Below are 23,002 nucleotides of genomic sequence, written 5' to 3'. Positions count from 1 at the left end.
TACCGTCCATGGCGAAATCGCCATTCCTGTCCCGGCGCGTGGGCCGGGGCGTCGCGATGTCAGCCGCCGCCGTCGCCGCGTTCGCGCTGAGCGGCTGTGGCACGGCCGCAGAGGACACCGCCGCCGAGAACGCGCCAGAGTCGGCTTCGTCCGGCTCCTCGGAGCAGCCGCCCGCCACCGTGACCGACCCGATCGCCGCCACCTACGACGGCGGGATCTACGTGCTCGACGGGCAGACCCTCGACGTCGTCGAGGACATCCCGCTGGAGGGCTTCAACCGCCTCAACCCCGCTGGGGACGACCGGCATCTCTTCGTCTCCACGTCAACCGGCTTCCGCGTCCTCGACGCGGCGGGCCCGGCCCTGACCGACCTGGAGTTCCCCGCCGAGAAGGCAGGCCACGTCGTGCGGCACGACGGCAAGACCGTGCTGTTCGCCGACGGAACCGGCGAGGTGACCATCTTCGACTCGAACGCGCTGGGCACCGAGCTGCCGGCGACCGAGCAGTACACGACGCCCGAGGCGCACCACGGCGTGGCCGTCGAGCTGTCCAACGGTGAGCTCGTCACGACGATCGGCAACGAGGACGAGCGTCCCGGCATGATCGTGCTCGACGCCGACCGCGAGGAGATTGCCCGCAACGAGGACTGCCCCGGCGTGCACGGCGAGGCTACGGCTCAGGGCGAGGCGGTGGTCATCGGCTGTGAGACCGGCGTGCTCATCTACCGGGACGGGGCCATCACCAAGGTCGACAGCCCCACCGAGTACGGGCGGATCGGCAACCAGGCAGGCTCCGAGGCCTCGCCGATCACCCTCGGCGACTACAAGCAGGACGCCGAGGCCGAGCTGGAGCGGCCCACCCAGGTGTCGTTGATCGACACCGAGGCCGAGACGATCACGCTGCTCGACATCGGCACCAGCTACACGTTCCGCTCGCTGGCCAGGGGTCCTGCGGGGGAGGCGCTGGTGCTGGGCACCGACGGCCAGATCCACGTGATCGACCCGGCGGCGGCCGAGGTCACCGAGACCATCCCGGTGATCGACTCCTGGGAGGAGCCGCTGGAGTGGCAGGAGGCTCGCCCGTCGATCTTCGTCCGGGACGACGTCGCCTATGTCAGCGACCCGAGCGGCAATGAGATCCACGCCGTCGATCTCGCCACCGGGACGACGACCGCCACCGGCTCGCTGGACGCCGCACCGAACGAGCTGAGCGGCGTGCTGGGCTGACGACGCCGCATCGCGGCGGGTGACATCGGGGGTCCGCACCGTCCTCTTCGGGCCGAGGAGGACGGTGCGGACCGCTTCGGCGCCGGTGATCTGAGGACGGCGCGGCTGCGGCGTGGGCGGGGGCGTCGGAGCCGCGACGGCGGCCGAGCATCGCTCGTCTCGCGAGGACGCCCGTGAGCGAAGCCCAGAACTGTGCCTGCCGGATGATCATCGCGGCGACCGCCGTCTCCGCGCGCGTCGAGCCTGTCCCCCGGTGTTCGGCCGGCTTCGGCACGGACGAGACAGCCGCCCACCGCCGACCTCGGCGGCCGGGCCGCGGCGCCGAGCCGTCGGTACGCGGGCCGCCGGGCTCGGCGACCGCGTCCTGTCGTCGATCTCTACTAGGGTCGCGCCATGAGTAGCCGAATCACCGTGCTCACCATCGATGCCCGCGACCCGAGTGGCCTCGCGGACTTCTGGTGCCGCGTGTTGGACTGGCAGATCATGGACGACGTCGACGAGGGCGTGGGCATCGCCCCGAAGGGCGAGTCCGAGTCGCGGATCGCCATCTTCGCCGTCCCCGAGGCCAAGACGCAGAAGAACCGACTGCACCTGGATCTGTCTGCCGACGGCATCACCGCCCAGGCCGAGTTGGCGAGGCTGCTGGAACTCGGCGCCCGTCGGGTGGACGTGGGACAGCCGTCGGATGCCTCCTGGACCGTGCTCGCGGACCCGGAGGGCAACGAGTTCTGCCTGCTGGGGATGGGCGACTGACGTCGGTGCGATCCGGCCCGTCGGCCGACCGTCGTCCCGCCTGCCCCTGCCGCCGTGACCGGTCCATGCCGAAGGCTGTCTGCTGTCCGCATGCATGGGGCCCACACCGCCGGTTTGTGCTTGGTGGTGTGGGCGACTGCTGCATCGTGAGGTCTGGGTGTCGGAATACGGAGAGACCGGCAGTCTGAGTGCAGGCCCTGCCGAGCCGGGGCGCGCTGCTTTCTCGGGGGCCACCGGATACGGAGCGGGCTGCGGCGATCGAGCGCCGTTCTCGTCGACACCCGCCCATTGACCTCCGGTCAGCCGCCGAGGCGCAGGGGGGTACGGCTCGGCGAATAACGGCACGCCGTCGGCATCGATCTCGTTTAGAGTCGCGCCATGACCAGCAGAATCGCGGTGATCTCGATCGACGCCGCCGACCCCGGAGTCGTCGCGGACTTCTGGTGCCGCGTGCTGGACTGGCAGATCGTGGAGGACGTCGAGGAGGGCATCGGCATCGCCCCGAAGGGCGAGTCCGAATCGCGGATCGACATCTTCGCGGTCCCCGAGGCCAAGACGCAGAAGAACCGGCTGCACCTGGACCTGCGTGCCGAGGGCGTCCCCGCTCAGGTCGAGTTGGCGAGGTTGCTGGATCTCGGCGCCCGTCGGGTGGACGTGGGGCAGCCGTCGGGCGTGTCTTGGACCGTCCTCGCCGACCCAGAGGGCAACGAGTTCTGTCTGTTGGGGACGGCAGGCTGACAGCGGTGATCCCGGTCCGCCGTCTCGGGGTCTCCGTCTTCTCCGCCGCCGTGAGCGGCCCGAGGCCTCCCGCGAGATTGAGAGAGCGGGCAGTGATTCAGGCGCGGGCCTTCGCGGGTCGGGCCTGGACGGCCCAACCGGAGAGGGAGAACGGGTTGCCGCTGCGGTAACCGTCGATGCCTGCGGCCGTCTGGCACCCGTCGAGACAGCGCCGATCGCGACACAGCCGACGGCCCGGCAGGAGACCGCCTCCGGAGAGATGTCGCGGCGGGCTGTCCGAGGTAAGCCGTCAGCAAGGCGTGCAGCCACGCCTTGCTGATCTGGTCTGCACGGACGTCGGGAGCAGCATGGTGCTGTCGGCTGCGACGAACCGCCGCGCGCCGGCCCGCCGCCTCGCTCGTTCAGTCTCCCGGCAGCAGCATGAAGTCGGCCCGGCCGCTGCGGACTCCGTTGATCTGGAGCTCGATCGCATGCGCGCCGGGGTGGTACCGCCGGGTGGTGATCTCCCGGAACGAGTGGTCACGAGCGATGTCGACGGACTCGCCGGACTCCAGGGTCTTGGTCGTGAGCTTGAAGGTCTTCCCGGTCTGACGGCCGTCGGCCTTCGTGTGGTGCACGATGTAGTCGATCACGAGGCGGGCCTGTTCCGGCCCCGTGTTGCGGATCGTCGCCGCGAAGCTCACCGTGCCGCCGAAGGGGACGTCCACCTCGGTGAGGTCGGGGCCGGTGACGTCGACGGTGGCGGGGCCGAACCCGAGTAACCGCAGCGCGTCGGCATCCCCCTTCTTGACCAGGGTGCGCAGGCCGTGCCGGACGACGTACTCGGTGTTCTCGTCCGGATCGGCCAGCCACTCGGCGGCGGTCGCCACGACGAGTTCCGGCTGCTCCCTGCTGAGGTCGTTGAGGTGGTTGGCCACGGAGCGGCGCACGTAGTCGCTCTCGTCGCGGTACAGCGCAGTGAGGATCGGCAGCGTGGCATGCGGTGCCTCGAGGATGCCCGCCACCCTGGTCGCCCAGGGCAGGAACGGGCGGGTGCCCTCCGAGGCCAGCCGCCGCACGTCGACGTCCTCGGCCGCCGTCCAGCCCTGGATCGTGGTCAGTGCCCGGTCCAGGTCGTGGTCCAGCAGGGCGCGGATGGCGAATTCGGAGCTGAGCCGCGAGGTGAGATCGGCCAGCAGTGCGAGCGCGTCGTCGAAGGCCTCTTCGGTGCCCTCGGCGATGGCCTTGGCGGCGACGGCGCTGGTCACCGGCCAGATCATCCAGCCGCGCAGCAGGGGCGATGCGTCCCGGGCGGCCCGGACGACGCCCGCGAAGTGGTCGTAGTCGCCCGGCAGGTCCGTGATCAGGGCATCGCGCAGGAGATCGCTGCGCTCCCGCAGCGGCAGCGGCGTCAGGGCGTGCTGCGCGGCGTTGAGTGCGGACAGCGGTGCCGCAGGCGCGGCGGCCCGCACCGCCTGCACCAGGTCGGCGGCGACCTCGGGGCCGATGAGCTGGTCGGCGAAGGGCATGACATCTCCTGACGGGGACAGGGCGGACGGTCGGTTGCGCTTGATCTTTCCCTGACCGGGTCGCGGTGCGGCGGCGGGACGGCCAGCGAGGGGCCGCCCCGCCGGGGCATTCTCGTGGTGCATCCCGACGGGATGCCCAGCAGCTCCCGCTGCAACGGATCAGCCGGGGGCCGCCTGCTCCCACAGCTCGGCGCGTCGGCTCGTCACCAGCGCGTTGATCCGGCGCACTGCCTCGACGACGGGGAGGGCGTCCAGCCGCCGCCCGTCCCGCAGTCGCAGGGCCACGTTCTCGACCTCGGCCTCCCGCGCGCCGATCACCGCCTGGTAGGGCACGAGCCGAGCGGCTCGGATGCGTGCGCCGAGGCTGCCCTGCTCCGGACCGGCGACCCGAGCGCGCAGCCCGTCCTCGGTGCAGCGTCGTGCCAGGTCATCGGCCTGGGGAAGCTCCGAGTCGGAGATCGGCAGGACGACGACCTGGGTGGGGGCGAGCCAGCTCGGGAAGGCGCCGCCGTGCAGTTCGATGAGGTGGGCCACCGCGCGCTCGACGCTGCCGATGACACTGCGGTGGATCATGACCGGGCGGTGCCGGGCGCCGTCGGGACCGGTGTAGTGCAGGTCGAACTGCGCAGGCTGGTGGAAGTCGACCTGCACGGTGGACAGGGTGGCCTCCCGGCCCGCGCCGTCGGCGATCTGCACGTCGATCTTGGGCCCGTAGAACGCCGCCTCGCCCTCGGCCCTCTCGTAGTCGAGGCCGGAGCGGTCCAGCACCTCGGTCAGCATGGCGGCGGCGCGGCGCCACATCTCCGGCGCGGCGACGTACTTGCCGCCGGGTCCCGGCAGCGAGAGCCGGTAGCGGGCCGGGCGGATGCCGAGGACCTCATACGCCCGGACGATCATCGCCAGGGCCGCCCGCGCCTCCTCGGCGACCTGATCGGGGGTGCAGAAGACGTGTGCGTCGTTCAGCTGGATCGCCCGCACTCGGGTCAGCCCGCCGAGGACGCCGGACAGCTCGGCGCGGTACATGCCGCCCAGCTCGGCGATCCGCAGCGGCAGCTCACGATGGCTGTGCGCCCGTGATCGGTAGATCACGGCGTGATGCGGGCACAGACTGGGGCGCAGGACGACCTGCTCGCCGCCCAGATCCATCGGCGGGAACATGTCCTCGCGGTAGTGCGACCAGTGGCCGGAGATCTCGTACAGCTCGCGTTTGCCCAGCACCGGCGAGTACACGTGCTGATAGCCCGCCCGGCGCTCCGCGTCGCGGACGTACTCCTCCAGGGCGTGCCGGACGACGGCGCCGTCGGGCAGCCAGTACGGCAGACCGGCGCCGATCAGGGGGTCGGTGTCGAAGAGCCGCAGTTCGCGGCCGAGCCTGCGGTGATCGTGCATCGTGGTCTCCTCACGAGTGGTGAGGCGAGTGACCACAGAGAGAAGCCCCGGGGCACTCGCCCCGGGGCTTCTCGACCAAGTCGACTTTCAGCGCGCCGGGAGAGTCTCCGGCGTCGTCGTCAGACCAGCGCGCTTCATGAGGGCCACGGTAGCAGAGCCTGCCGAGCGCGAGACGATCACTCGATCGCGTGCGTCGTGGGGACGACGAACGGCACGCGGGGGCATTTCGTGGGCAGCCGTTCGTCGGCTTGACTATCACGGCCGGTTGCGTGCGCAGGCCGGTGCTGCTTTTTCTCGGGATCGGGCGGATTCGCTGTTCTCGGTTCTCGGCTCCGAGGCTGCCCGGCCGATCGAGGAGAATTCTGCGGGTGCCAGTGGGACCGCCGATCACGACGATGCGTCTGCTACGCCGGTAATCAGTCGATGCGGACCAGCCGGGTGCGGCGGGCGACTCGAACCGAGGAACGGCTCAGGTGCGCGCGTCGGAATCGATTCGACCGGCCGGTCGATCGGATTCGATGCCGTTCTCATTCGAGCGCGAGCCGAGGTGGAAGCACCCGCTCCCGCGTCGGGGGATCTCGCATCGCAGGATCGAAGATCCGACCGCAGATGGGAATTCCGGATCCGATTGCGATCGGTGCGTCCCGGTCCGCCGGCGCGGGCATGCCGATCCGGGATGATGCGCCGATTCGTCGGCGGGCTCGCCGAACAACACGTTGTCGACACAGGAAGACGCCGCCGACGGTGTGCACGTCGGCGGCGCTCCCCGATCGTCCGGCGGGTCGGACGATCCGATGGCGGCTACTGACGCCAGGTGAGCGAGGCGTTGTCGTTCAGCGTGTTCACGAGGTTCCGGCAGCTGGACGCGTTGCCGGGGAGCACGTCGTCGTAGACGCTCCCGTAGTTCTCGTTGTAGTGAATCCTGGCGATCCAGACGGCATCCCGGTTACGCGCCGACGCCGCATTGTTCTTCACTGCCTGGCCCTGACCAGAACCCGGCGAGAGGAACCGGTATCCGGCGAAGTCCGGGATGAAGGAGCTGAAGTCCGCCAACGAGCCGGAGCAGCCCGCGTTGTAGAACAGGCAGACCTCGCCCACCTCGCAGAGACCGTTCTGTGCGACGGCGAGCACGCCGACGTCCTGTTTCGATACTTCCTGCACGACGGCCTGCTCGACGGACCCCGTGGTGTGCCGATCCGATCCGGCGTGGGCGACCCCCGCCCCCGCGAGACCCGAAGCCATGATCGTCGCCGCGATCACCATGATGATTCGTCGCATGACGGCTGCTCCTCGTGTGAAACTCGGACCTCCATTGGTCGAGTAGCGCCGATTCTGCCGGTCCGGCGTGGAGAATCGCTGTAGTGCCACGGAACATGATCTGCATTTCAACATCGGCACTGCGGTTCGTTTTCCGCGCCCCGGCTCCGGAATCGATGAAGTGCGCCGAATCGCCGACGAAGAACGGTACCGTGCTCCGCCGAAAAGCGAACAATCCGATTTCGCCGAATCGTCCGGCTCGGCTCAGTCGGCACGCGATCGGCCGACGCCGAAGGGAGCCGCGACCCCGGCCCCTGCGGAGTCGGCCACTGCCGCCGCGAGCAGTCGGACGCCCTCCGCGCGGCGCGGCAGCCCGGTGGTGTCGCCGACGTCGGCCAGCACGCCCGCCGCCAGCCGAGAGCCCAGCGCGGCGGCCTGTCGGGTGTCCGCGCCCGCGAGCCGGGCGGTGAGATAGCCGCCGGTGAAGGCGTCCCCGGCGCCGACCGGATCGACGACGCGGGCCGCGAGACTCCGCATCGGCCTGCTCTCGCCGTCGGCGTCGGTCCACCAGCAGCCCTGCTCGCCCGCCTTGACCACGACCTCCCGGACGCCGGCCTGGCGTGCCCGGCGGACGATCTCGGCGGGGTCCGAGGTGCCGAACAGCGGTTCGGACTCGTCCGTGCCCAGGACCAGCAGGTCGACGCGGGACAGCATCGCCAGCAGGAGACGCACGGTCGAGTCGAGACGGCCGAGGGCCGGGCGCAGGTTGACGTCCAGGACCAGCGCCGATCCGTGGTCGGCGGCGTGCCGACCGATGTGCTCGACCAGCCGGGCAGGCCCCGGTCCCAGCGCGGCGGTGAGTCCGGAGACGAGGACGGCGCGCGGCCGGAGCAGTAGTCCCCGCTCCGCGTCGCCCTCGTCCATCGCCGACGCCGCCGAACCCGCCCGGTAGTAGCTCACTCGCCGGGCGCCGTCCGGCCGCACGTCCTTCACGAAGACGCCGGTCGGCCTGGTCGGGTCGGTCTCGCAGGCCAGCCCGACTCCCCGGTGCCCGGCCGCCCGCCGAATCCGGCGGCCGAACGCGTCGTCGCCCAGCCGGGTCACCAGCGTGGCTCGGCGGCCGAGGGCGGTGATGGCGGCACAGGCGTTCAGCTCGGCTCCCGCCGAGTGCACCTCCAGCGCAGCGGCCTCATCGAGCGTCTCGGCGGCGGGCGGCTGGAGGAGCACCATCGCCTCGCCGAAACCGACGACGTCGGGTCGGGCCTCGGCTGCGGCGACGAGACGCGGCGGCTCGGTCATCGGCGTCGTCCCGTCGCCGCAGCCGTGTCCATCAGCGCGCCCCGACCGCGACCGACGGCAGCGCCAGCTCGTCGAGGATCGCGTGCAGGCTCTCGCGGCTGGCCTCATCGAGCACGGCGGCGGGGGAGCGCACGGTGGTGTGCTCGATGATCCCGCGCCGCACCAGGACCTCCTTGTGTACCGCCCAGGCGATGCCCGGCTGCAGTCCGAAGAGGATCAGCGGCGTGAGCCGCGCGAACGCGGCCCGCGCCTCGGCGCGTCGGCCCGCCGTGAAGTCGGCCAGCACCGGACGCAGCAGGTCGGGGAACTCGCAGGCGGGCATCGTGCCCACCGCGCCACGGGCGTACTCCTCGATGACGAACTGGGCGTTCTGGCCGCCCAGCACCGCGAACTCGGCGGGCACCAGGTCCGCGATCGCCTTCGTCTTCGGCGCGGTCGGCGGAGCCTCCACCTTGACCGAGGTGACGCGGTCCAGCGCGCTGAGCTGGGCGACCAGTGCGGGGGCCATCGCCACGCCGGTCACCCCCGGCGCGTCCTGCACCATGATCTCGGTCGACACGGCCGAGGCGAGGTCGCCGTAGAAGTCGACCAGCTGCGCGGGGCTCGGCTTCACCATGAAGGGCGGCAGGACCATCAGGGCCTGCGCGCCGAGCGCCTCGGCGGCGCGGGCCTGCTCCAGGGCGGTCACGGTCGAGGTGCCGTTCACCCCCGCCACGACCGGCACGGCCCCGGCGACGACGTCGACGATGGTGGTCATGATCTGCTCGCGCTCCTCGGCGGTCAGCGCGAAGCCCTCGCTGGCCATGCCGAAGGTCGCCACCCCGTCCACCCCGGAGTCGAGCTGGAAGCGGGTCAGACGCGCGAGACCCGCGAGGTCCAGCGAGCCGTCCGCGTGGAAGGGCGTGGCGAGGATCGGCACGAGGCCCGCAACGGTGTGCTGCATCAGGTCAGGACTCCTTGGCGAGTGCGGCGACCGCCTCGGCGTCGATCTCGACGCCGAGGCCGGGGCCGGTGGGCAGGGACATCGAGTGCGGTTCGACCGCCAGCGGGCCTGCGAGGATTCGCTCGCCGACGGCGACCGAGGTGGGCTGGTACTCGAAGGCGGTCAGGTCGGCGATCGAGGCGCTCAGGTGCAGGCCCGCCGCCAGCGAGATGCCGAGGCCGACGGAGTGGTGCGGGGCGACGGGCACGTGCTGCGCCGAGCAGAGTTCGCCGACCGTGACCGCCTCGGTGATGCCGGTGCGCGCGACGTCCGGCTGGGCGATGCGCAGGCCGCGAGCGGCGAGCCACTGGGCGAACTCGAAGCGGCTGCGCAGCGTCTCGCCGACGGCCACCGGCAGCCGGGCGCGGGAGACCAGCTCGGCGTGTCCGGTCAGGTCCTCCGGGGCCAGCGGTGCCTCGAGGAACCAGCAGCCGCGCTCGGCCAGGCCGTCGGCGAGCCGTAGGGCGTCGTCGACGGAGTAGGCCCAGTGGGCGTCCACCGCGAGGCGCAGCCCCGGTGCGGCGGACCGGACGGCGTCGATCGTGGCGAGGTCGGCCGCGACGCCGTTCCCGAGATGCAGCTTCACCGAGGTGGCGCCGTCGGCGGCCCAGCGTTCGGCCAGCTCGGCCCGGCCTGCGTCGTCGGGTCGAGGCAGCCCGGAGACGTAGGTGGGCACCTGCTCGCGGAACGCGCCGCCCAGCAGGTCCACGACGCGCCGCCCGGTCAGCCTGCCCGCGAGGTCCCACAGGGCGATGTCCACGGCCGCGAGCGCGTCGGCCTGATGCCCGACGAGATGACCGCGTTCCCGCATCAGCTCCCGCAGCATCGTCCAGTTCGGCCTGGGCGACAGGGCGTCCGAGCCGATCAGCACCGGAGCCAGCAGCAGGTCGATCACCTGCGCGGGCACCTCCGGTGCCACCGGCGCCAGTGCCTCGCCCCAGCCTGCGGTGCCGTCCTCGGCCACGACCCGGACCAGCAGCGTCTCGTAGCGGTCGGAGTACAGGCTGCGGTAGGGCGGCCGGACGGCGTAACCGCGCGCGGGCGGGCTCCCGTCGGCGAGCGCGCCCAGGTAGGCCGCCTCGGCGGGCAGCTTCAGCACGTAGGTCTCCACGGCCGAGATTCTCATGTGGCATTCACCATGTGGTTGACGTCATGCGACATGTGGGTGAGACTTCCACATGCTGCATGACGATTGCAATATTTCGAGATCCGTGGGGTGGTAATGGCGTCCGAGCAGGGCACGAACCAGAGCGTCGAGCGGGCGATGGCGGTGCTGGCCACCTTCCTGGACGGCCGAGGCGACCTACGGGTCTCCGACGTCGCGCAGCGTGCGGGGCTGGGGCAGTCGACGGCCTCGCGGCTGCTGGCGACCTTGGAACAGCTCGACTACGTCGAACGCGACGAGGTCAGCTCGCTGTATCGACTCGGCCCGGCGGTCATCTCCCTGGCGGGCGTCGCGGTCAACCAGCACCCCGTGCATCGCGAGGCGCGGCAGCGAGCCCAGGACCTCGCGGGCTCGCTGGGGCTCGGTGCCAACGTCGCCGTGCGCCGAGGCGCGTCGCTGTTCTACCTGTGCAACTTCGAGGGCAGCCTCGCCCCCAAGTCGTTCACGCTGCTCGGACAGCGCAACCCGCTGCACGCCACCGGGCTGGGCAAGTGTCTGCTGCTCGGGCTGTCCGCCGAGCAGCGCCGGGAACTCGTGCCGAGGCTCTCCCGGTTCACCCAGCACACGATCACCGAGCACGACGAACTCGACACCGCGTTGGAGGCCGTCGCCGCGCGGGGCTACGCCACCGAGCACGAGGAGTTGGCGCTCGGCCGGGCCTGCGTCGCCGCCCCGGTGCTCGATCACACCGGCTCGGTCGTCGCCGCGCTCTCCATCTCCGGCCCGTTGTCGGCGATCGACCTGGCCTCCCGCGAGGGCGAACTGGGGCGGCGGGTCATCGAGGCGGCCGACTCGATCAGCAACGGCCTCGGCTACATCGGCCCGAGCCATCGAACCGACCCTGGCGAGGAGACGCCGTGACGCCCGCGAGCGCCACCCGGCCGAGCGCCGCCGGACTGGCCGAGGCGCTGGCGGCGGTTCCGGTGATCGCCATCATCCGGCTGCCGGACGCGAGGACGGTCCGTCCGGTCGCGACCGCCCTGCGCGCGGGCGGCGTCCGCGCCATGGAGATCACCCTGACCACCGACGGCGCGCTCGACGCGATCCGGGCCCTGCGCGACGACGAGGCCGACGGCCGCGTGGTCGGCGCGGGCTCCGTGCGCACCCCGGCGGACGCGACGGCGGCCGTGCGGGCGGGCGCCCGCTTCCTGGTCACCCCGACGTTCCGACCCGCCGTGCTGGACGTCGCCCGCAGCGCAGGCGTGCCCGTCGTCTGCGGAGCCATGACGCCCACCGAACTCGACTCCGCCGCCGAGGCGGGTGCCGACTACCTCAAGCTCTTCCCCGCCTCGGCCGTCGGGCCCCGATACCTGCGGGAGGTGCTCGCCCCGATGCCCGAACTCCGGATCGTGCCCACGGGCGGCGTCCGGCCGCAGGACGTGGCGGAGTGGGCGGCGGCCGGGGCCCACGCGGTGGCGGCGGGCGGGGCCCTGGTCTCCGCCGACCTGGCGGCCGCCCGCGACTGGGCCGCCCTCACCGAGCGGGCCGACCGTTTCGTCCGTGCCTGGCCGTCGCCTAAGCCCGCCGCCCCCTGACCCCACGTTCCACAACGGAGTGAATGTGTTCGCAGACAGAGCAACGAAGCAGCGCAGCAGGCGAGCCGCCCGGCGTCGGCCTGCGGCCCCGATGGAGGTGAGACCCTGATGCGGCCACACCGAGGATTCGCCGTGGCCGCCGCGGCGGCCTTCGCCATGGCCGCGGGCTCGGCGTGCGGACCCCAGCAGCTCGACGGGACGCTGGTGTTGGAATTCCCGTCCTGGCAGGCGGCCGACGAGTCGTTCTCCGCGTGGTGGCTGGAGTTGATCGACGCCTACGAGCAGGAGAATCCCGGCGTCGAGATCGACTTCTATCAGGTGCCCTTCGACAGCTTCGTCGCCCAGCAGACGACGCGGTTCGCCGCCGGGGACCCGCCCGACGTCGTGCACCTGCCATCGAGCAACGCGGTCGCCTTCGCCACGCGCGGCTGGCTCGAACCGCTCGACGAGCGGCTCGCCGAGACCGACATCCTCCAGGAGTGGACGCCGCTGCAGGAGCAGATGAAGTGGGGCGAGGACTACTACGGCGTCCTGCTGCTCGGCTACGGCTATGCGCTCTTCTACAACGAGGCGCTGCTGGCCGAGGCGGGCGTGGACGTGCCGACGAGCCCTGACGAGCTGCTCGCCGCCGCCGAGGCCGTCTCGGCGAGTTCCGACGACGTGTTCGGCTTCGGTGCCACCACCGTGCAGAACCCGGACAACTACACCGAGCTGACGTCGTTCGTCGTCGGCGGCGGGGGTTCCTGGTCCGACCCGGACGGTGCGATCACCGCCGACGAGCCCGTCGCCCGCGAGGCCCTCCAGCAGTATCGGGACGTGCTGGCCACCGCGCCGCCGGGCATCCAGTCTCAGCAGCGCAACGAGCTGTTCTTCAACGGTCAGATCGCGATGCTCATCGACGGCCCCTTCCTGCTGTCGGAGGTCAGGGGCGCCCCGGCGGAGGTCCGGGACGACCTGAAGGTGGCCGCGCCGCCGTTCGACGTGGTGCCGGGCGGGGTCAGCAACGGCCTGCACGTCCCCGCCGACGCGGACCCCGAGACGGCCGACGCCGTCTGGAACCTCATCGAGCTGGCCGCCAGACCGGAATGGCAGGAGCGCTACACCGAGCTGGCCGCCGTGCCCGCGCCGCGACAGGGCTCGGTCACCGAGGAGGCGCTCGCGGAGGTCCCGGAGCTGGAGCTGTTCGGCACGCTCGCCGACGACGCGGTGGACATCTTCCCGACGGCACCGGGGCTGCGCCAGGAGTACGGCCGCGTCGGCGACACGGTCGCCTCGGCCGCCGTCCGCCTCTTCGCCACCGACACGACGGTCGACGACGTGGCCCGGAACCTGCAACGGGAACTCGAAGGAGTCGGCCATGGCCGGTGACACGGAGGTGCGCCCGAGCGACGCCGCCACCCGGACCCCGGGGCGGGGCGGCGATCGCAGCCCCCGCACCCGCGCGCGCCGCGAGAAGATCTTCGCCTACGGGATGCTCACGCCGACGCTCGCCGTCGTCGGACTCCTGACGGCCTATCCCATCTACGTCGCGATCAACCTGAGCTTCCGGGGCGGCGAGATCGCCGACCTCCAGAACCTCGGCCGGTACCCGCTGACGCTGGCCAACTACGTCGAGGTCATCACCGACCCCGAGCTGCTCGCCGACATCTGGCGATCCCTGGTCTACACGGTCGGGGTACTTGCGCCCGCCTTCGCCATCGGGCTCGGGCTGGCGCTGCTGTTGAACCGGACGTTCCCCGGCAGGCGCATCGTGCGACCGCTGGCCCTGCTGCCGTGGGCGGTGCCCGGCGTCGTGGTCAGCGCGGCGTTCAGCTGGATGCTCGACGGGTCGTTCGGCGTGATCAACTACCTGCTGCGATCGGTCGGGCTCATCGAGCAGAACGTGGCCTGGCTGGCGAACAGCAGCACCGCCATGACGGCGGTGATCATCCCGACGGTGTGGAAGTTCTACCCGTTCTTCACGATCGTGCTGGTCGCCGCGCTCCAGGCGATTCCCCACGACCTCTACGAGGCGGCGCGCATCGACGGCGCGCGGAGCTGGCAGCAGTTCCGGCACGTCACCTGGCCCGCGTTGCGGGCGCCTGCGGCGCTGGCGATCGTCATCACCGGCGTCGGGGTGTTCCGCGAGTTCGACTTCATCTTCCCGCTGACCGGCGGCGGCCCGGACAACGCGACGCGCACGCTCGCGGTCCGCATCTACAACGAGGCCTTCGAGTTCTTCAGCTTCGGAGTCTCGGCGGCACTGGGGGTCGTCACGATGTTCATCGCAGGCGCGCTGCTGTTGGCGGCCAACCGCGCCATCGGACAGGGAGTGCGCTGATGGTCACCGTCCCCACCGCCGTTCCGCCCACCCGAGGCCGACGCGCCCCCCGAGAACGCCGCAGGCGGCCACCCGTGACGAGGGGGCAGTGGTGGCTGCTCGCCCTGAGCGGGGCCGTGCTCCTCGTCCTGCTGTTCCCCGTCTACTGGATGATCATGACCTCCCTGGTGCCCTCCCGGGAGCTGCTCACCTCCTCGCCGCCGCTGGTGCCGCCGCTGGACACGGCGAACGTCGACGCCTACGGCGCCGTGCTGGAGAGCAGGCCGGTGGGTCGGTGGATGTGGAACTCCACACTGGTCACCCTTGGCACGGCGATCATCTCGCTGGTGGTCAGCACCCTCGGCGGCTACAGCCTGTCCCGGTTCCGCACCCGCGCCCAGCAGGTCATGGGCTTCACCCTGTTGTTCAGCCGGATGCTGCCCGGCACGCTGCTGATCATCCCGGTGTTCGTCATCTTCGCCTCGGTCGGGATGATCAACAACCTCTGGTCGGTGATCCTGGTCAACGTCGCGGCGACGGTGCCCTTCACGACCTGGCTGATGAAGAGCTTCGTCGACGGGGTGCCCTTCGAGATCGAGGAGGCCGCGATGATCGACGGCTGCGGCAGACTCCGCGCCCTCGGTCAGGTGGTGCTGCCGCTGCTGCGGCCCGGCCTGGCGACGACGTTCACCTACGCGTGCATCCTTGCCTGGGGCGACTTCCTCTTCGCCAGGACGTTGATGCCCAACCCGAACGACTGGACGATCACCGTCGGCATCGCGTCCTTCATCGGCGAGTTCAGCGTCGACTGGGGCGGACTGATGGCGGCGGGCATCATGTCGATGGGGCCCATGCTGGTGTTGTTCTTCTTCCTGGAGCCCTTCCTGGTCAAGGGCATGGCCTCGGGCTCGGTCAAGGGATGAGCCCCCATGGCGGCGGGTCGATGTGGGCGGGCTGCCTGGTCGCGCCCGGCGTCATCGAAATGGCGGAGGTCGCCGCGCCCGACCCGGCGGACCTGCGGGCAGGCGAGGTCATCCTCGCGATGCGACACGGCGGCGTCTGCGGCAGCGACCTCCCGTACTTCCGGGCGGGTGGCAGGCCCGGCGCGGCCGGACCCGCGCGGCCGGGCTTCCCGCTGCACGAGATCGTCGGCCGGGTGCTGGTGTCCCGAAGTGGGAGCCTGCAACCGGGAGACGAGGTCGTCGGCTGGGCGGCGGCCTCCGACGGACTGGCCGAACAGGTCGTCGCCTCGGACACCGCGCTGCACCCGCTGCCCCGGCCCCGCCACGGCGGTGCCCCCGAGGCCGGGTTCGTGGTGGCCCAGCCGCTCGCCTGCGTCCTCTACGCCGTCGATCAGCTCGGCGACCTGCGCGGCCGGAGCGTGGCCGTGCTCGGGCTGGGTCCGATCGGACTGCTCTTCGGGTGGGAGCTGCGCAGACGCGGTGCTGCGCGGGTCGTCGGCGTCGATCCGGTGGACCGGCGGGCGGCGGCCACCGACTTCGGCCTCGACGAGATCGTGGTGGCCGACAGCGGGACCTGGGCAGACTCGCTGACCGGCGATCGGCCCGACGTGGTCGTGGAGGCGGTGGGACATCAGGCCGCGACGACGGCCGACGCCGTGCGGGCGGTGGCCGACGAGGGCACCGTCTACTGCTTCGGCATCCCGCTCACCGAGGCCTATCCGGTGGACGTGCACGCCCTGGTGCGCCGCAACCTGCGGATCACCGGCGGGATGACCCTGCGGCGGCGGGAGGTGCTCGGCCGGGCACTCACGCTGCTCAGCGAGTTCCCCCGCCTGGCGGCGGACCTCGTGACCCACGTGCTGCCCGCCGCCGACGCCCAGCGCGCCTTCGACGCCGCCTGCACGCCCACGCCGGGCCAGGGCAAGATCCTGGTGACGATGGCGGGGTGAGGGGTTGGGGCAGAGACAGGGTGCAAGGCCGGTTGACCTCCGGGCCTGCCTGGTGTCCGTCGCACCCCCGAGACAGCTCACCGGCCAGATGATTTGGTGGGCCTAGCGCCGTTTGCCAGCGGGCCAGACTGGTTGAAACGGCCAATGAGCGGCTCGCGGCATCGGCACACAGCCCTCGCAATGATCGCGGCCTTCCCGGATCAGATAGATCTCCTTACCGCACTGTCGGCAGCGAGGCCATCGACCGGGGGGCGGGTCGCCGACATGGGACGGATTGCGACAGTCCCGTACACCTGATCGAGACGGAGGGACAGATCGTCGTCCGCTGCCGGGACGATATTCGCCTTCGTCTCCGGTGAGTTCCCGAAACAGCTCGACGCTGGGTGGCGGAACGAGATAGACGGACCCGCCACGCATCGTCAAGGGAACGGCTTCTTCGGCGGGCACCAGGGTGGCGACGTCATCGACGGTCAGACCTCGCCAGGGGACCGGCTTCGGGTGATACCGCCCGCAGGGGCGCCGTCTGCGGTCGTAGCAGCCTGTCGAGGTGTCTGCGGTGCACCGTTCGGCCTCCAGTGTGCGCAGACCGGTGGCCGTCGCCGCGCGTCGCGGCGGTAGATCACGCCATGGGATGGTGACGCACCCGACGGACGGCACCCGATGAAACCACTGCGGCGTCCGGTCGGAGTCGGCGAACCAGACCGGTAACCAGCCTGCCCGAAACGATCGTGTCGTGCGCGTCGCCGCCGCTCGCCCGGTCAGATGCGACCGCTGTACCTCCACACCGGTCCTTCGTGGGCCGTGGATGGCGACGTCGAGAACGGTGCCGGAATCCGTGGCGAATTCCTGCTGCACGGGATAGCCTGCGTCCTCGGCGGCGCGCTGCCAGTACTCTTTCTGTCGCCGATGCTCGTCGCTCTCCCGCATGATCTCGTGGCTGCCGTGCCCGCCGCCGGGAAAGTGCACCGCGAAATACCGTCCTCGGATCTCCCGGACGAACATCTCGTCCTCGCCCGGAACGGCAGGCTCCAAGCACAGCAGAACGCGATCTCGGCGCTGAATTTTCGAATGCAGCGAACTGATGACCTGATAATCGTCGGCGGTCAGTCTCGACAGGTCCAGCACGCGATCTTGTGGTGTGTACATCACCCGAGTCGTCATGACGCAGCCCCCACGTTCGGTGGTGTCAGGCCTTTGTGGTGAGTCCCTCGCCAGGCTAATGGGACACCCTGACATTTTCGATGCCGATTTCGGCGGCCGTCCGATGGTGACGACGATCGAGACGTCTGTGGATGCGGCGACGACTCGGTTCGCGCCCGCCGACCTGCACGGTCGTGCTGTGCGACGCTGCTGACTGCTGCTCTGAGCAGGAACGCGGACCGTCGTATCATCGAGCCGAGGAGAGCGCCGAAAGGTCGCGGAGAATGAGAATGAGGTACGACGTCCGTCGAAGCCCGATCGCCGGAACTCCGTGTTCCGATGCCGCAGCCGCACCCCGGCACGGCGTCGCGGAAAGGCCAGGGGCATCGCCCCCGACGATCATCGCGTAGGGCGTAGGGCGTAGGGCGTAGGGCGTAGGGCGTAGGGCGTAGGGCGTCGCCGCCGGGTGCGGCGTCGAGGCGCCCCCGTCCGGGCGCGGTATGCGGGGGCGGATCGCCGCGCGCGTGACGTCTCACCGGGCGGTGAGGCTTGCCTTGACGTCAAGGTCAAGCTTTACGGTCGGTGGTATGAGAATCGGCGAACTGGCCAGGCGGGCCGGAACGACGACACGTGCCCTGCGTTTCTACGAGTCGCAGGGGCTGCTCGCCGCGCCCCGCGCGGCCAACGGCTACCGGGAGTACGGCGAGGATGACGTGCGCCTGCTCGAGGAGATCCGCACCCTCCAGGCGGTCGGACTGACGCTGGACGACACCAGGCCGTTCGTCGAATGCCTGCGGGCCGGTCACGAGGCCGGGGATGCCTGCGCCGATTCGATCGAGGTCTATCAACGCAAGCTCGCCGAGGTGGACGCCTGCCTGGCGCGGCTGGGCGCGGTGCGGTCGAGCCTGCTGGCCAAGTTGGACACGGCCCTGGCCCGACAGCCCGATCCCTGCCGGGTGGCGGATCGGCCCGCCGTCGAGGCGACCGAGACGAAGGAGACGTGATGTCGTCGACAGAACTGAGTGGTGCGGTGTCGGTGGTCACCGACGCGACGTTCGAACAGGAGGTCCTCCGGCATGACAAGCCCGTCCTGGTGGACTTCTGGGCGACCTGGTGCCCGCCCTGCCGCATGATCGCCCCGGTGCTGGCGGAGATCGCGCAGGAGCGTGCCGACTCGCTGAGCATCCGCAAGATCGACCACGACGAGAATCCCGTGGTCGGCCGCACGTATCAGGTGATGTCGCTGCCCACGCTGCTGCTCTTCGTCGACGGCACGCCCGTGCGGGCCCTCGTCGGCGCACGGCCGAAGGCGAAGCTGCTGGCGGAGTTGGACGCCGCGTTGCGCGGCTGAGGCGGCGGCTGTCGGCAGCGGCTGTCGACGTCGGCAACGGGCGGCTGCTCGCTCTTCGGGGGCTGGGCAGCCGCCACCCTGCCCGCCACGGATATCTGCCGTGGGGCGGCAACGGGCGTCTCCGTCGCGGGACGGACCCGGAGCGGACGTCGCGGCACGACGGTCGCCCGCTCGGCCGTCGCGGCGGGTCGGTCCGGCGACCACCGTTCCCGTCCTCGTGCCCTCCCGCACCGGCTCGCGATGCGGGATCTCGCGCGGAACCGTCCCTGCGCGCCCGGCGATAATCGATAGAAATCGATGGTTGCCTTCATCGTTGTCCGTCGATAGAGTCCTGCCCATTGATCGATCTAAATCGATGAAAGGTGTGGGTATGGACGAGTCTCCCGTCGTCGTGGTCGGCGCGGGCCCGGTCGGTCTGGCCGCGGCGGTCCGGCTCTTGGAGCGCGGTCTCGAACCGCTCGTACTGGAGCGTGGTTCGACGGCAGGTGCGAGCGTGGCGCAGTGGGGCCACGTCCGGCTGTTCTCCCCCTGGTCGGAGCTGGTCGATCCCGCGGCCCGCCTGCTGCTGTCGACGACGGGCTGGTCCCCGCCTGCGGACGACGCGTTTCCGGCCGGACTGGACTGGGTCGAGCGCTACCTGCGCCCGCTGGCGGCGGCCATGGGCTCGCGGGTGCGGTTCGGCGCCGAGGTCGTCGGCGTGGCCCGGCGGGGCCGGGACCGGGTGGTCGACGCAGGCCGCGACGTAGAGCCGTTCACCGTGCATGTCCGCACGGACGAGGGCGGCGAGGAGCGCATCACGGCCCGTGCGGTGATCGATGCATCCGGGACCTGGTCCAGCCCGAATCCGCTGGGCGGCGAAGGCCTGCCCGCGATGGGGGAGCGGGCGGCGGCAGATCGAATCGTCTATCGGCTTCCGGACCTGACCGACGAGGCGGTGCGGGCCCGCTACCGGGGGCGGCACGTCGTCGTGGCGGGCAGCGGACACTCGGCGTTGACGGCCCTGGCGACGCTGGCCCGCCTTGCCGCCGACCACTCCGGCGACCCCGACGCCGGTCCGACTCGGATCACCTGGGCGCTCCGTCGCGCTGCCGTCGGGACGACCTTCGGCGGCGGCGCGGCCGACCAACTGCCCGCCCGAGGTGCACTCGGACTGCGGGCGCAGGAGGCGGTGGACGCGGGGCTGGTCCGGATCGTGACCGGTTTCCGGACCGAGGCGGTCGAGCGCGACCCGCAGGGTCGACTCACGCTGGTCTCGGCGGCGGGCGAACGGGTTGCGGCCGTCGACGAGGTCGTGGCGCTCACCGGCTTCCGTCCCGATCTGAGCCTGCTCTCCGAACTGCGGATCGCGCTGGATCCGAGGCTGGAGGCACCGCTCGCCCTTGCCCCGCTGATCGATCCGAACGTGCACTCCTGCGGCACGGTCTACCCGCACGGTGCCGCCGAACTCGCGCACCCGGAGTCGGGCGTCTATCTCGCGGGGATGAAGAGTTACGGGCGGGCGCCGACCTTCCTCGCCATGACCGGCTACGAACAGGCCCGCAGCGTCGTCGCCGCCCTCGCCGGCGATCACGCCGCCGCCGCGCGCGTCGAGATGACGACCGCCGAGACCGGGGTGTGCGGCGGCGCCGGGCTGTTCGACGAACCCGAGACGGTCTCCGAGGCGATTCCCGAGGCGGAGCAGGGATGTTGCGGGCCGCCGACCTCGGAGCAGGATGCTGCGGTGCCGCTCACGACGTCGTGCTGACGGCGTGGTCACCGCATACGACGGACGGGCCGCCGCCGGTGCATCGACTCAGGCCGAGGCCTTGACACCATCCGGCCTGCGCCGCGTGCTCATCACTCTGTGCGTCACCGAGACCACCAGCTGGGGAGTGTTGTACTACGCGTTCCCGGTCATGAGCGCCGAGATCGCTCGGTCCACCGGGTGGTCGATGCCTGCGGTGACGGCGGCCTTCTCCGTGGGGCAGCTTGTCGCCGCGTTCATCGGGATTCCCGTCGGCCGTCGTCTTGATCGGCACGGCCCCCGTGCCGTGATGACAGCGGGATCGATCTTGGCGACCGTGGCGGTGGCGGGGATCGCCACGGCCCAGAGCCTGTCGTGGTTCGTCGTGGCGTGGCTCGCCGCCGGTGTCGCGATGGGGGCTGTCCTGTACCCGCCTGCCTTCGCGGCGCTCACGCGGTGGCACGGGCGGGATCGTGTCCGGGCACTGATGATCCTCACCCTGGCCGCAGGATGTGCCAGCACCGTGTTCGCACCGCTGACTGCCGTGTTGGCCGAGGAGTTCGGTTGGCGGCGGGCCTATCTAATGCTCGGGCTGATTCTCGCCGTCGTGACGGTCCCCGGCCACTGGGCCGGACTACGCGGCCGGTGGCCCGACGTGGCCGATCCCCGACCCGACGGCCAGGTGCGATCGTCGGTTCCGCGTAGCCCGGCGTTCCTCGCGCTGACGACCTCGCTGGCTCTCGCGACCTTCGGGTCTTTCGCGGTGGTGGTTCACCTGGTGCCGTTGCTGGTGGAACGGGGAGTGGACACGACTCTCGCGGCACTGGCACTCGGCTTGGGCGGTGTCGGGCAGGTGGCGGGCCGCCTCGGATACTCGGTGCTCAGTCGGCATGTCGGCGTGCGGATGCGGACCGCGTTGATTCTGCTGGCCTGCGGGGTCACGACTGCTCTGTTCGGCGTGTTCACCACTGCAGCCGCGCTGATCGCAGCGTCGGTGGCAGCCGGGGTGACCCGCGGCGTTCTGACTCTCGTGCAGGCCTCCGCCGTCAGTGATCGATGGGGGCACGCTCAGTACGGCAGGCTGACCGGCCTGTTATCCGCTCCACTGACCATTGCCGCCGCCCTGGCACCGTGGGCGGGCGCGGCGATGGCGGAGCTGCTCGGCGGCTACGCACCGATGTTCCTTCTGCTCGCCGTCATGAGCATCATCGCCTCGGCACTCAGCCTGGCGAGCACACCACGAATCAGCACACCACTACTCGCCGAGGAGAACCGATGACCACCACCGTCGTCGTGATCGGCGCAGGCCAGTCTGGTCTGTCCGCCGCCGCCGCCCTGCGAGACCTCGGCGTCACGCCGCTGGTCCTCGAGGCAGGAACCGAACCCGTCGGGTCCTGGCCGCACTACTACGACAGCCTCACGTTGTTCTCCCCCGCCCGGCACAGCGGCCTGTCGGGTCTGCCCTTCTTCGGTGACGGCGACCGCTATCCGCACCGAGACGAGGTCGTCGAACAGTTGCGTCGGTTCGCCGCTCGGCTCGACGTGGAGATCCGCACCCAGACGCGGGTCGAGGCGGTCCACCCCGACGGACACGGCGGATTCGTCCTGCACACGACGGCGGGAGAGACGATCAGTGCCGCAGGCGTCGTGGCCGCCAGCGGCTCCTTCGGCAACCCGCATCGCCCCGAACTGCCCGGTCAGGAGACCTTCACCGGAGAGCTGAGCCACGTCGCCGACTATCGGGACCCCGCAGGGTATGCGGGCAAGCGGGTCGTCATCGTCGGCGCCGGAAACTCGGCGGTCCAGATCGCCTTCGAGCTCTCCGCCTCGGCCGCAGTCACCCTCGCTACCCGCGCACCGCTCGCCTTCCTGCCACAGATTCGCGACGGCCGCGACTTCCACGACTGGATCGCCGCCAGCGGCTTCGACCTGCTTCCTGCGCACTGGCTCGCTCCCGTCGTCGGCGGCACGCTGGTCGTGGACATCGGTGATTACCGGGCCGCGCTGGAGTCGGGTCGGATCGCGAGGAAGGAGATGTTTCAGGCCCTGGACGGGGACCACGTCAGGTGGTCGGACGGCACCGCCGAACAGATCGACGCCGTGTTGCTCGCCACCGGGTACCGGCCCGACCTCCGATATCTCGAACCGATCGGCGCCCTGGACGCATCAGGGTCACCGCTCCACATCGGCGGAATCTCCACCGCCTGCCCAGGCCTCGTCTACGTGGGGCTGGAGCTCCAACGCTCGTTCTCCTCCAACACCCTGCGGGGAGTTCGTCACGATGTCGACCACGTCGTCCCCGTTCTCGCGGCGCACGTCCGCCAAGCACATAAGACGGTGGGTTTCTAGGCGGCCCGGGCCGAGAGCGGCAGCCGACCACCAGGTGTCGGCGACCATGGCAGGAGAGCGGGCGCCGACGCTCACCAGACTCGAAGGCTCGGCGCTTCACCGGGGGGCAGCGCGGCGGCCACGCCTTGTTGCGACGTCCGCTGCTCCTGTCGCTCGCCGACACGGGGCTGGGCAGGCGCAGGCTGCGGCATCCGGTGAGCACCGGCCCCGCAGGCAGCGCGCATCACCATGGGTGGCACATCGACGACGCTACGTGGGATGCAGGTACGGCGGGCCCGTCCGGCGCTGCGCCGAGATCGGCCCTTAGGGCCTGTCTTTGATCCCCCTGGAGTCGTGAGCGGGGATCGGCGTGGATGAGCTGCCGGGCGGAGGAAGG

General features: G+C 71.0%; 21 protein-coding genes. 15 read left to right on the top strand and 6 right to left on the bottom strand.

Annotated features, from left to right (window positions below):
* Positions 1 to 8: 8 nt before the first annotated feature.
* From aztD to UA75_RS20135, 3 genes are all read left to right on the top strand, one after another.
* Positions 9 to 1,226, top strand: coding sequence for a zinc metallochaperone AztD (aztD, locus tag UA75_RS20145; RefSeq protein ID WP_075744002.1), 1,218 nt, complete (start codon positions 9 to 11; stop codon positions 1,224 to 1,226).
* A gap of 393 nt (positions 1,227 to 1,619) precedes the next feature.
* Complete coding sequence (locus UA75_RS20140; protein WP_075741583.1) at positions 1,620 to 1,979, top strand: VOC family protein; 360 nt, start codon at positions 1,620 to 1,622, stop codon at positions 1,977 to 1,979.
* A gap of 378 nt (positions 1,980 to 2,357) precedes the next feature.
* Positions 2,358 to 2,717 (top strand): VOC family protein, encoded by a 360-nt coding sequence (locus UA75_RS20135; RefSeq protein ID WP_075741582.1) that lies wholly within the window; start codon positions 2,358 to 2,360, stop codon positions 2,715 to 2,717.
* Between the two features lie 401 nt (positions 2,718 to 3,118).
* On the opposite strand, the gene UA75_RS20130 is transcribed toward UA75_RS20135, so the two are convergent.
* From UA75_RS20130 to UA75_RS20105, 6 genes are all read right to left on the bottom strand, one after another.
* Entirely contained in the window at positions 3,119 to 4,225 is a 1,107-nt protein-coding gene (locus tag UA75_RS20130) for a DNA alkylation repair protein (RefSeq protein ID WP_075741581.1), read from the bottom strand.
* A 159-nt stretch (positions 4,226 to 4,384) separates the two neighbouring features.
* Positions 4,385 to 5,650, bottom strand: a complete 1,266-nt coding sequence (thrS, locus tag UA75_RS20125; protein ID WP_257787608.1) for a threonine--tRNA ligase — start codon at positions 5,648 to 5,650, stop codon at positions 4,385 to 4,387.
* A 765-nt stretch (positions 5,651 to 6,415) separates the two neighbouring features.
* Complete coding sequence (locus tag UA75_RS20120) at positions 6,416 to 6,892, bottom strand: peptidase inhibitor family I36 protein (RefSeq protein WP_075741580.1); 477 nt, start codon at positions 6,890 to 6,892, stop codon at positions 6,416 to 6,418.
* 243 nt (positions 6,893 to 7,135) lie between these two features.
* Positions 7,136 to 8,170, bottom strand: a complete 1,035-nt coding sequence (locus UA75_RS20115; protein WP_075741579.1) for a sugar kinase — start codon at positions 8,168 to 8,170, stop codon at positions 7,136 to 7,138.
* Positions 8,171 to 8,201: 31 nt separating this feature from the next.
* On the bottom strand, positions 8,202 to 9,113 hold the full coding sequence (locus tag UA75_RS20110) for a dihydrodipicolinate synthase family protein (protein ID WP_075741578.1): 912 nt from the start codon (positions 9,111 to 9,113) through the stop codon (positions 8,202 to 8,204).
* A 4-nt stretch (positions 9,114 to 9,117) separates the two neighbouring features.
* Positions 9,118 to 10,278, bottom strand: coding sequence for a mandelate racemase/muconate lactonizing enzyme family protein (locus UA75_RS20105; RefSeq protein ID WP_075741577.1), 1,161 nt, complete (start codon positions 10,276 to 10,278; stop codon positions 9,118 to 9,120).
* Positions 10,279 to 10,374: 96 nt separating this feature from the next.
* Here UA75_RS20105 and UA75_RS20100 point away from each other — a divergent pair, with 96 nt between their 5' ends.
* The 12 genes from UA75_RS20100 (at position 10,375) to UA75_RS20045 (ending at position 22,626) form a co-directional block, all read left to right on the top strand.
* Positions 10,375 to 11,178: an IclR family transcriptional regulator gene (locus UA75_RS20100; RefSeq protein WP_075741576.1), complete on the top strand. Its 804-nt coding sequence runs from the start codon at positions 10,375 to 10,377 to the stop codon at positions 11,176 to 11,178.
* Complete coding sequence (locus UA75_RS20095; protein WP_083690796.1) at positions 11,175 to 11,852, top strand: bifunctional 4-hydroxy-2-oxoglutarate aldolase/2-dehydro-3-deoxy-phosphogluconate aldolase; 678 nt, start codon at positions 11,175 to 11,177, stop codon at positions 11,850 to 11,852. Before UA75_RS20100 ends, UA75_RS20095 begins: the two co-directional genes overlap by 4 nt.
* Before the next feature lie 108 nt (positions 11,853 to 11,960).
* Positions 11,961 to 13,220, top strand: coding sequence for an ABC transporter substrate-binding protein (locus UA75_RS20090; protein ID WP_083690794.1), 1,260 nt, complete (start codon positions 11,961 to 11,963; stop codon positions 13,218 to 13,220).
* Positions 13,210 to 14,172 carry a carbohydrate ABC transporter permease gene (locus UA75_RS20085; protein ID WP_075741574.1) on the top strand — a complete coding sequence of 321 codons (963 nt, stop codon included), beginning with the start codon at positions 13,210 to 13,212 and terminating at the stop codon, positions 14,170 to 14,172. The genes UA75_RS20090 and UA75_RS20085 overlap by 11 nt, the downstream gene beginning before the upstream one ends.
* Entirely contained in the window at positions 14,172 to 15,074 is a 903-nt protein-coding gene (locus UA75_RS20080) for a carbohydrate ABC transporter permease (protein WP_083690792.1), read from the top strand. The genes UA75_RS20085 and UA75_RS20080 overlap by 1 nt, the downstream gene beginning before the upstream one ends.
* Positions 15,071 to 16,063, top strand: a complete 993-nt coding sequence (locus UA75_RS20075) for a zinc-dependent alcohol dehydrogenase (RefSeq protein ID WP_198044185.1) — start codon at positions 15,071 to 15,073, stop codon at positions 16,061 to 16,063. Before UA75_RS20080 ends, UA75_RS20075 begins: the two co-directional genes overlap by 4 nt.
* 762 nt (positions 16,064 to 16,825) lie before the next feature.
* Positions 16,826 to 17,266, top strand: coding sequence for a hypothetical protein (locus UA75_RS33185; RefSeq protein WP_157434308.1), 441 nt, complete (start codon positions 16,826 to 16,828; stop codon positions 17,264 to 17,266).
* A gap of 524 nt (positions 17,267 to 17,790) precedes the next feature.
* Positions 17,791 to 18,207, top strand: a complete 417-nt coding sequence (locus tag UA75_RS20065; RefSeq protein WP_075741570.1) for a MerR family transcriptional regulator — start codon at positions 17,791 to 17,793, stop codon at positions 18,205 to 18,207.
* Positions 18,207 to 18,554: a thioredoxin gene (trxA, locus tag UA75_RS20060; RefSeq protein ID WP_075741569.1), complete on the top strand. Its 348-nt coding sequence runs from the start codon at positions 18,207 to 18,209 to the stop codon at positions 18,552 to 18,554. The genes UA75_RS20065 and trxA overlap by 1 nt, the downstream gene beginning before the upstream one ends.
* 370 nt (positions 18,555 to 18,924) lie before the next feature.
* Positions 18,925 to 20,298 carry an FAD-dependent oxidoreductase gene (locus UA75_RS20055; RefSeq protein WP_075741568.1) on the top strand — a complete coding sequence of 458 codons (1,374 nt, stop codon included), beginning with the start codon at positions 18,925 to 18,927 and terminating at the stop codon, positions 20,296 to 20,298.
* A 4-nt stretch (positions 20,299 to 20,302) separates the two neighbouring features.
* The gene (locus UA75_RS20050) at positions 20,303 to 21,556 is read left to right on the top strand and encodes an MFS transporter (RefSeq protein WP_232251099.1); all 1,254 of its coding nucleotides are present in this window, start codon (positions 20,303 to 20,305) and stop codon (positions 21,554 to 21,556) included.
* Positions 21,553 to 22,626 (top strand): flavin-containing monooxygenase, encoded by a 1,074-nt coding sequence (locus UA75_RS20045; RefSeq protein WP_075741567.1) that lies wholly within the window; start codon positions 21,553 to 21,555, stop codon positions 22,624 to 22,626. The genes UA75_RS20050 and UA75_RS20045 overlap by 4 nt, the downstream gene beginning before the upstream one ends.
* The last annotated feature ends 376 nt before the right edge of the window (positions 22,627 to 23,002 follow it).

The organism is Actinoalloteichus sp. GBA129-24 (assembly GCF_001941645.1).
GTDB classification, from domain to species: domain Bacteria; phylum Actinomycetota; class Actinomycetes; order Mycobacteriales; family Pseudonocardiaceae; genus Actinoalloteichus_A; species Actinoalloteichus_A fjordicus.
Note: the sequence above shows the minus strand (reverse complement) of the source record. Positions and strands in the feature narration are given on the sequence as shown.

What these genes read in the sequence shown, in the direction of transcription:
- UA75_RS20085 (WP_075741574.1), top strand. Translation starts at nt 13,210, where the DNA reads ATGGCCGGTGACACGGAGGTGCGCCCGAGCGACGCCGCCACCCGGACC.
- UA75_RS20120 (WP_075741580.1), bottom strand. Translation starts at nt 6,892, where the DNA reads ATGCGACGAATCATCATGGTGATCGCGGCGACGATCATGGCTTCGGGT.
- UA75_RS20080 (WP_083690792.1), top strand. Translation starts at nt 14,172, where the DNA reads ATGGTCACCGTCCCCACCGCCGTTCCGCCCACCCGAGGCCGACGCGCC.
- UA75_RS20090 (WP_083690794.1), top strand. Translation starts at nt 11,961, where the DNA reads ATGCGGCCACACCGAGGATTCGCCGTGGCCGCCGCGGCGGCCTTCGCC.
- UA75_RS20075 (WP_198044185.1), top strand. Translation starts at nt 15,071, where the DNA reads ATGAGCCCCCATGGCGGCGGGTCGATGTGGGCGGGCTGCCTGGTCGCG.
- UA75_RS20045 (WP_075741567.1), top strand. Translation starts at nt 21,553, where the DNA reads ATGACCACCACCGTCGTCGTGATCGGCGCAGGCCAGTCTGGTCTGTCC.
- trxA (WP_075741569.1), top strand. Translation starts at nt 18,207, where the DNA reads ATGTCGTCGACAGAACTGAGTGGTGCGGTGTCGGTGGTCACCGACGCG.
- UA75_RS20110 (WP_075741578.1), bottom strand. Translation starts at nt 9,113, where the DNA reads ATGCAGCACACCGTTGCGGGCCTCGTGCCGATCCTCGCCACGCCCTTC.
- UA75_RS33185 (WP_157434308.1), top strand. Translation starts at nt 16,826, where the DNA reads ATGCGACCGCTGTACCTCCACACCGGTCCTTCGTGGGCCGTGGATGGC.
- UA75_RS20055 (WP_075741568.1), top strand. Translation starts at nt 18,925, where the DNA reads ATGGACGAGTCTCCCGTCGTCGTGGTCGGCGCGGGCCCGGTCGGTCTG.
- UA75_RS20140 (WP_075741583.1), top strand. Translation starts at nt 1,620, where the DNA reads ATGAGTAGCCGAATCACCGTGCTCACCATCGATGCCCGCGACCCGAGT.
- UA75_RS20115 (WP_075741579.1), bottom strand. Translation starts at nt 8,170, where the DNA reads ATGACCGAGCCGCCGCGTCTCGTCGCCGCAGCCGAGGCCCGACCCGAC.
- aztD (WP_075744002.1), top strand. Translation starts at nt 9, where the DNA reads ATGGCGAAATCGCCATTCCTGTCCCGGCGCGTGGGCCGGGGCGTCGCG.
- UA75_RS20105 (WP_075741577.1), bottom strand. Translation starts at nt 10,278, where the DNA reads ATGAGAATCTCGGCCGTGGAGACCTACGTGCTGAAGCTGCCCGCCGAG.
- UA75_RS20100 (WP_075741576.1), top strand. Translation starts at nt 10,375, where the DNA reads ATGGCGTCCGAGCAGGGCACGAACCAGAGCGTCGAGCGGGCGATGGCG.
- UA75_RS20065 (WP_075741570.1), top strand. Translation starts at nt 17,791, where the DNA reads ATGAGAATCGGCGAACTGGCCAGGCGGGCCGGAACGACGACACGTGCC.
- UA75_RS20135 (WP_075741582.1), top strand. Translation starts at nt 2,358, where the DNA reads ATGACCAGCAGAATCGCGGTGATCTCGATCGACGCCGCCGACCCCGGA.
- UA75_RS20130 (WP_075741581.1), bottom strand. Translation starts at nt 4,225, where the DNA reads ATGCCCTTCGCCGACCAGCTCATCGGCCCCGAGGTCGCCGCCGACCTG.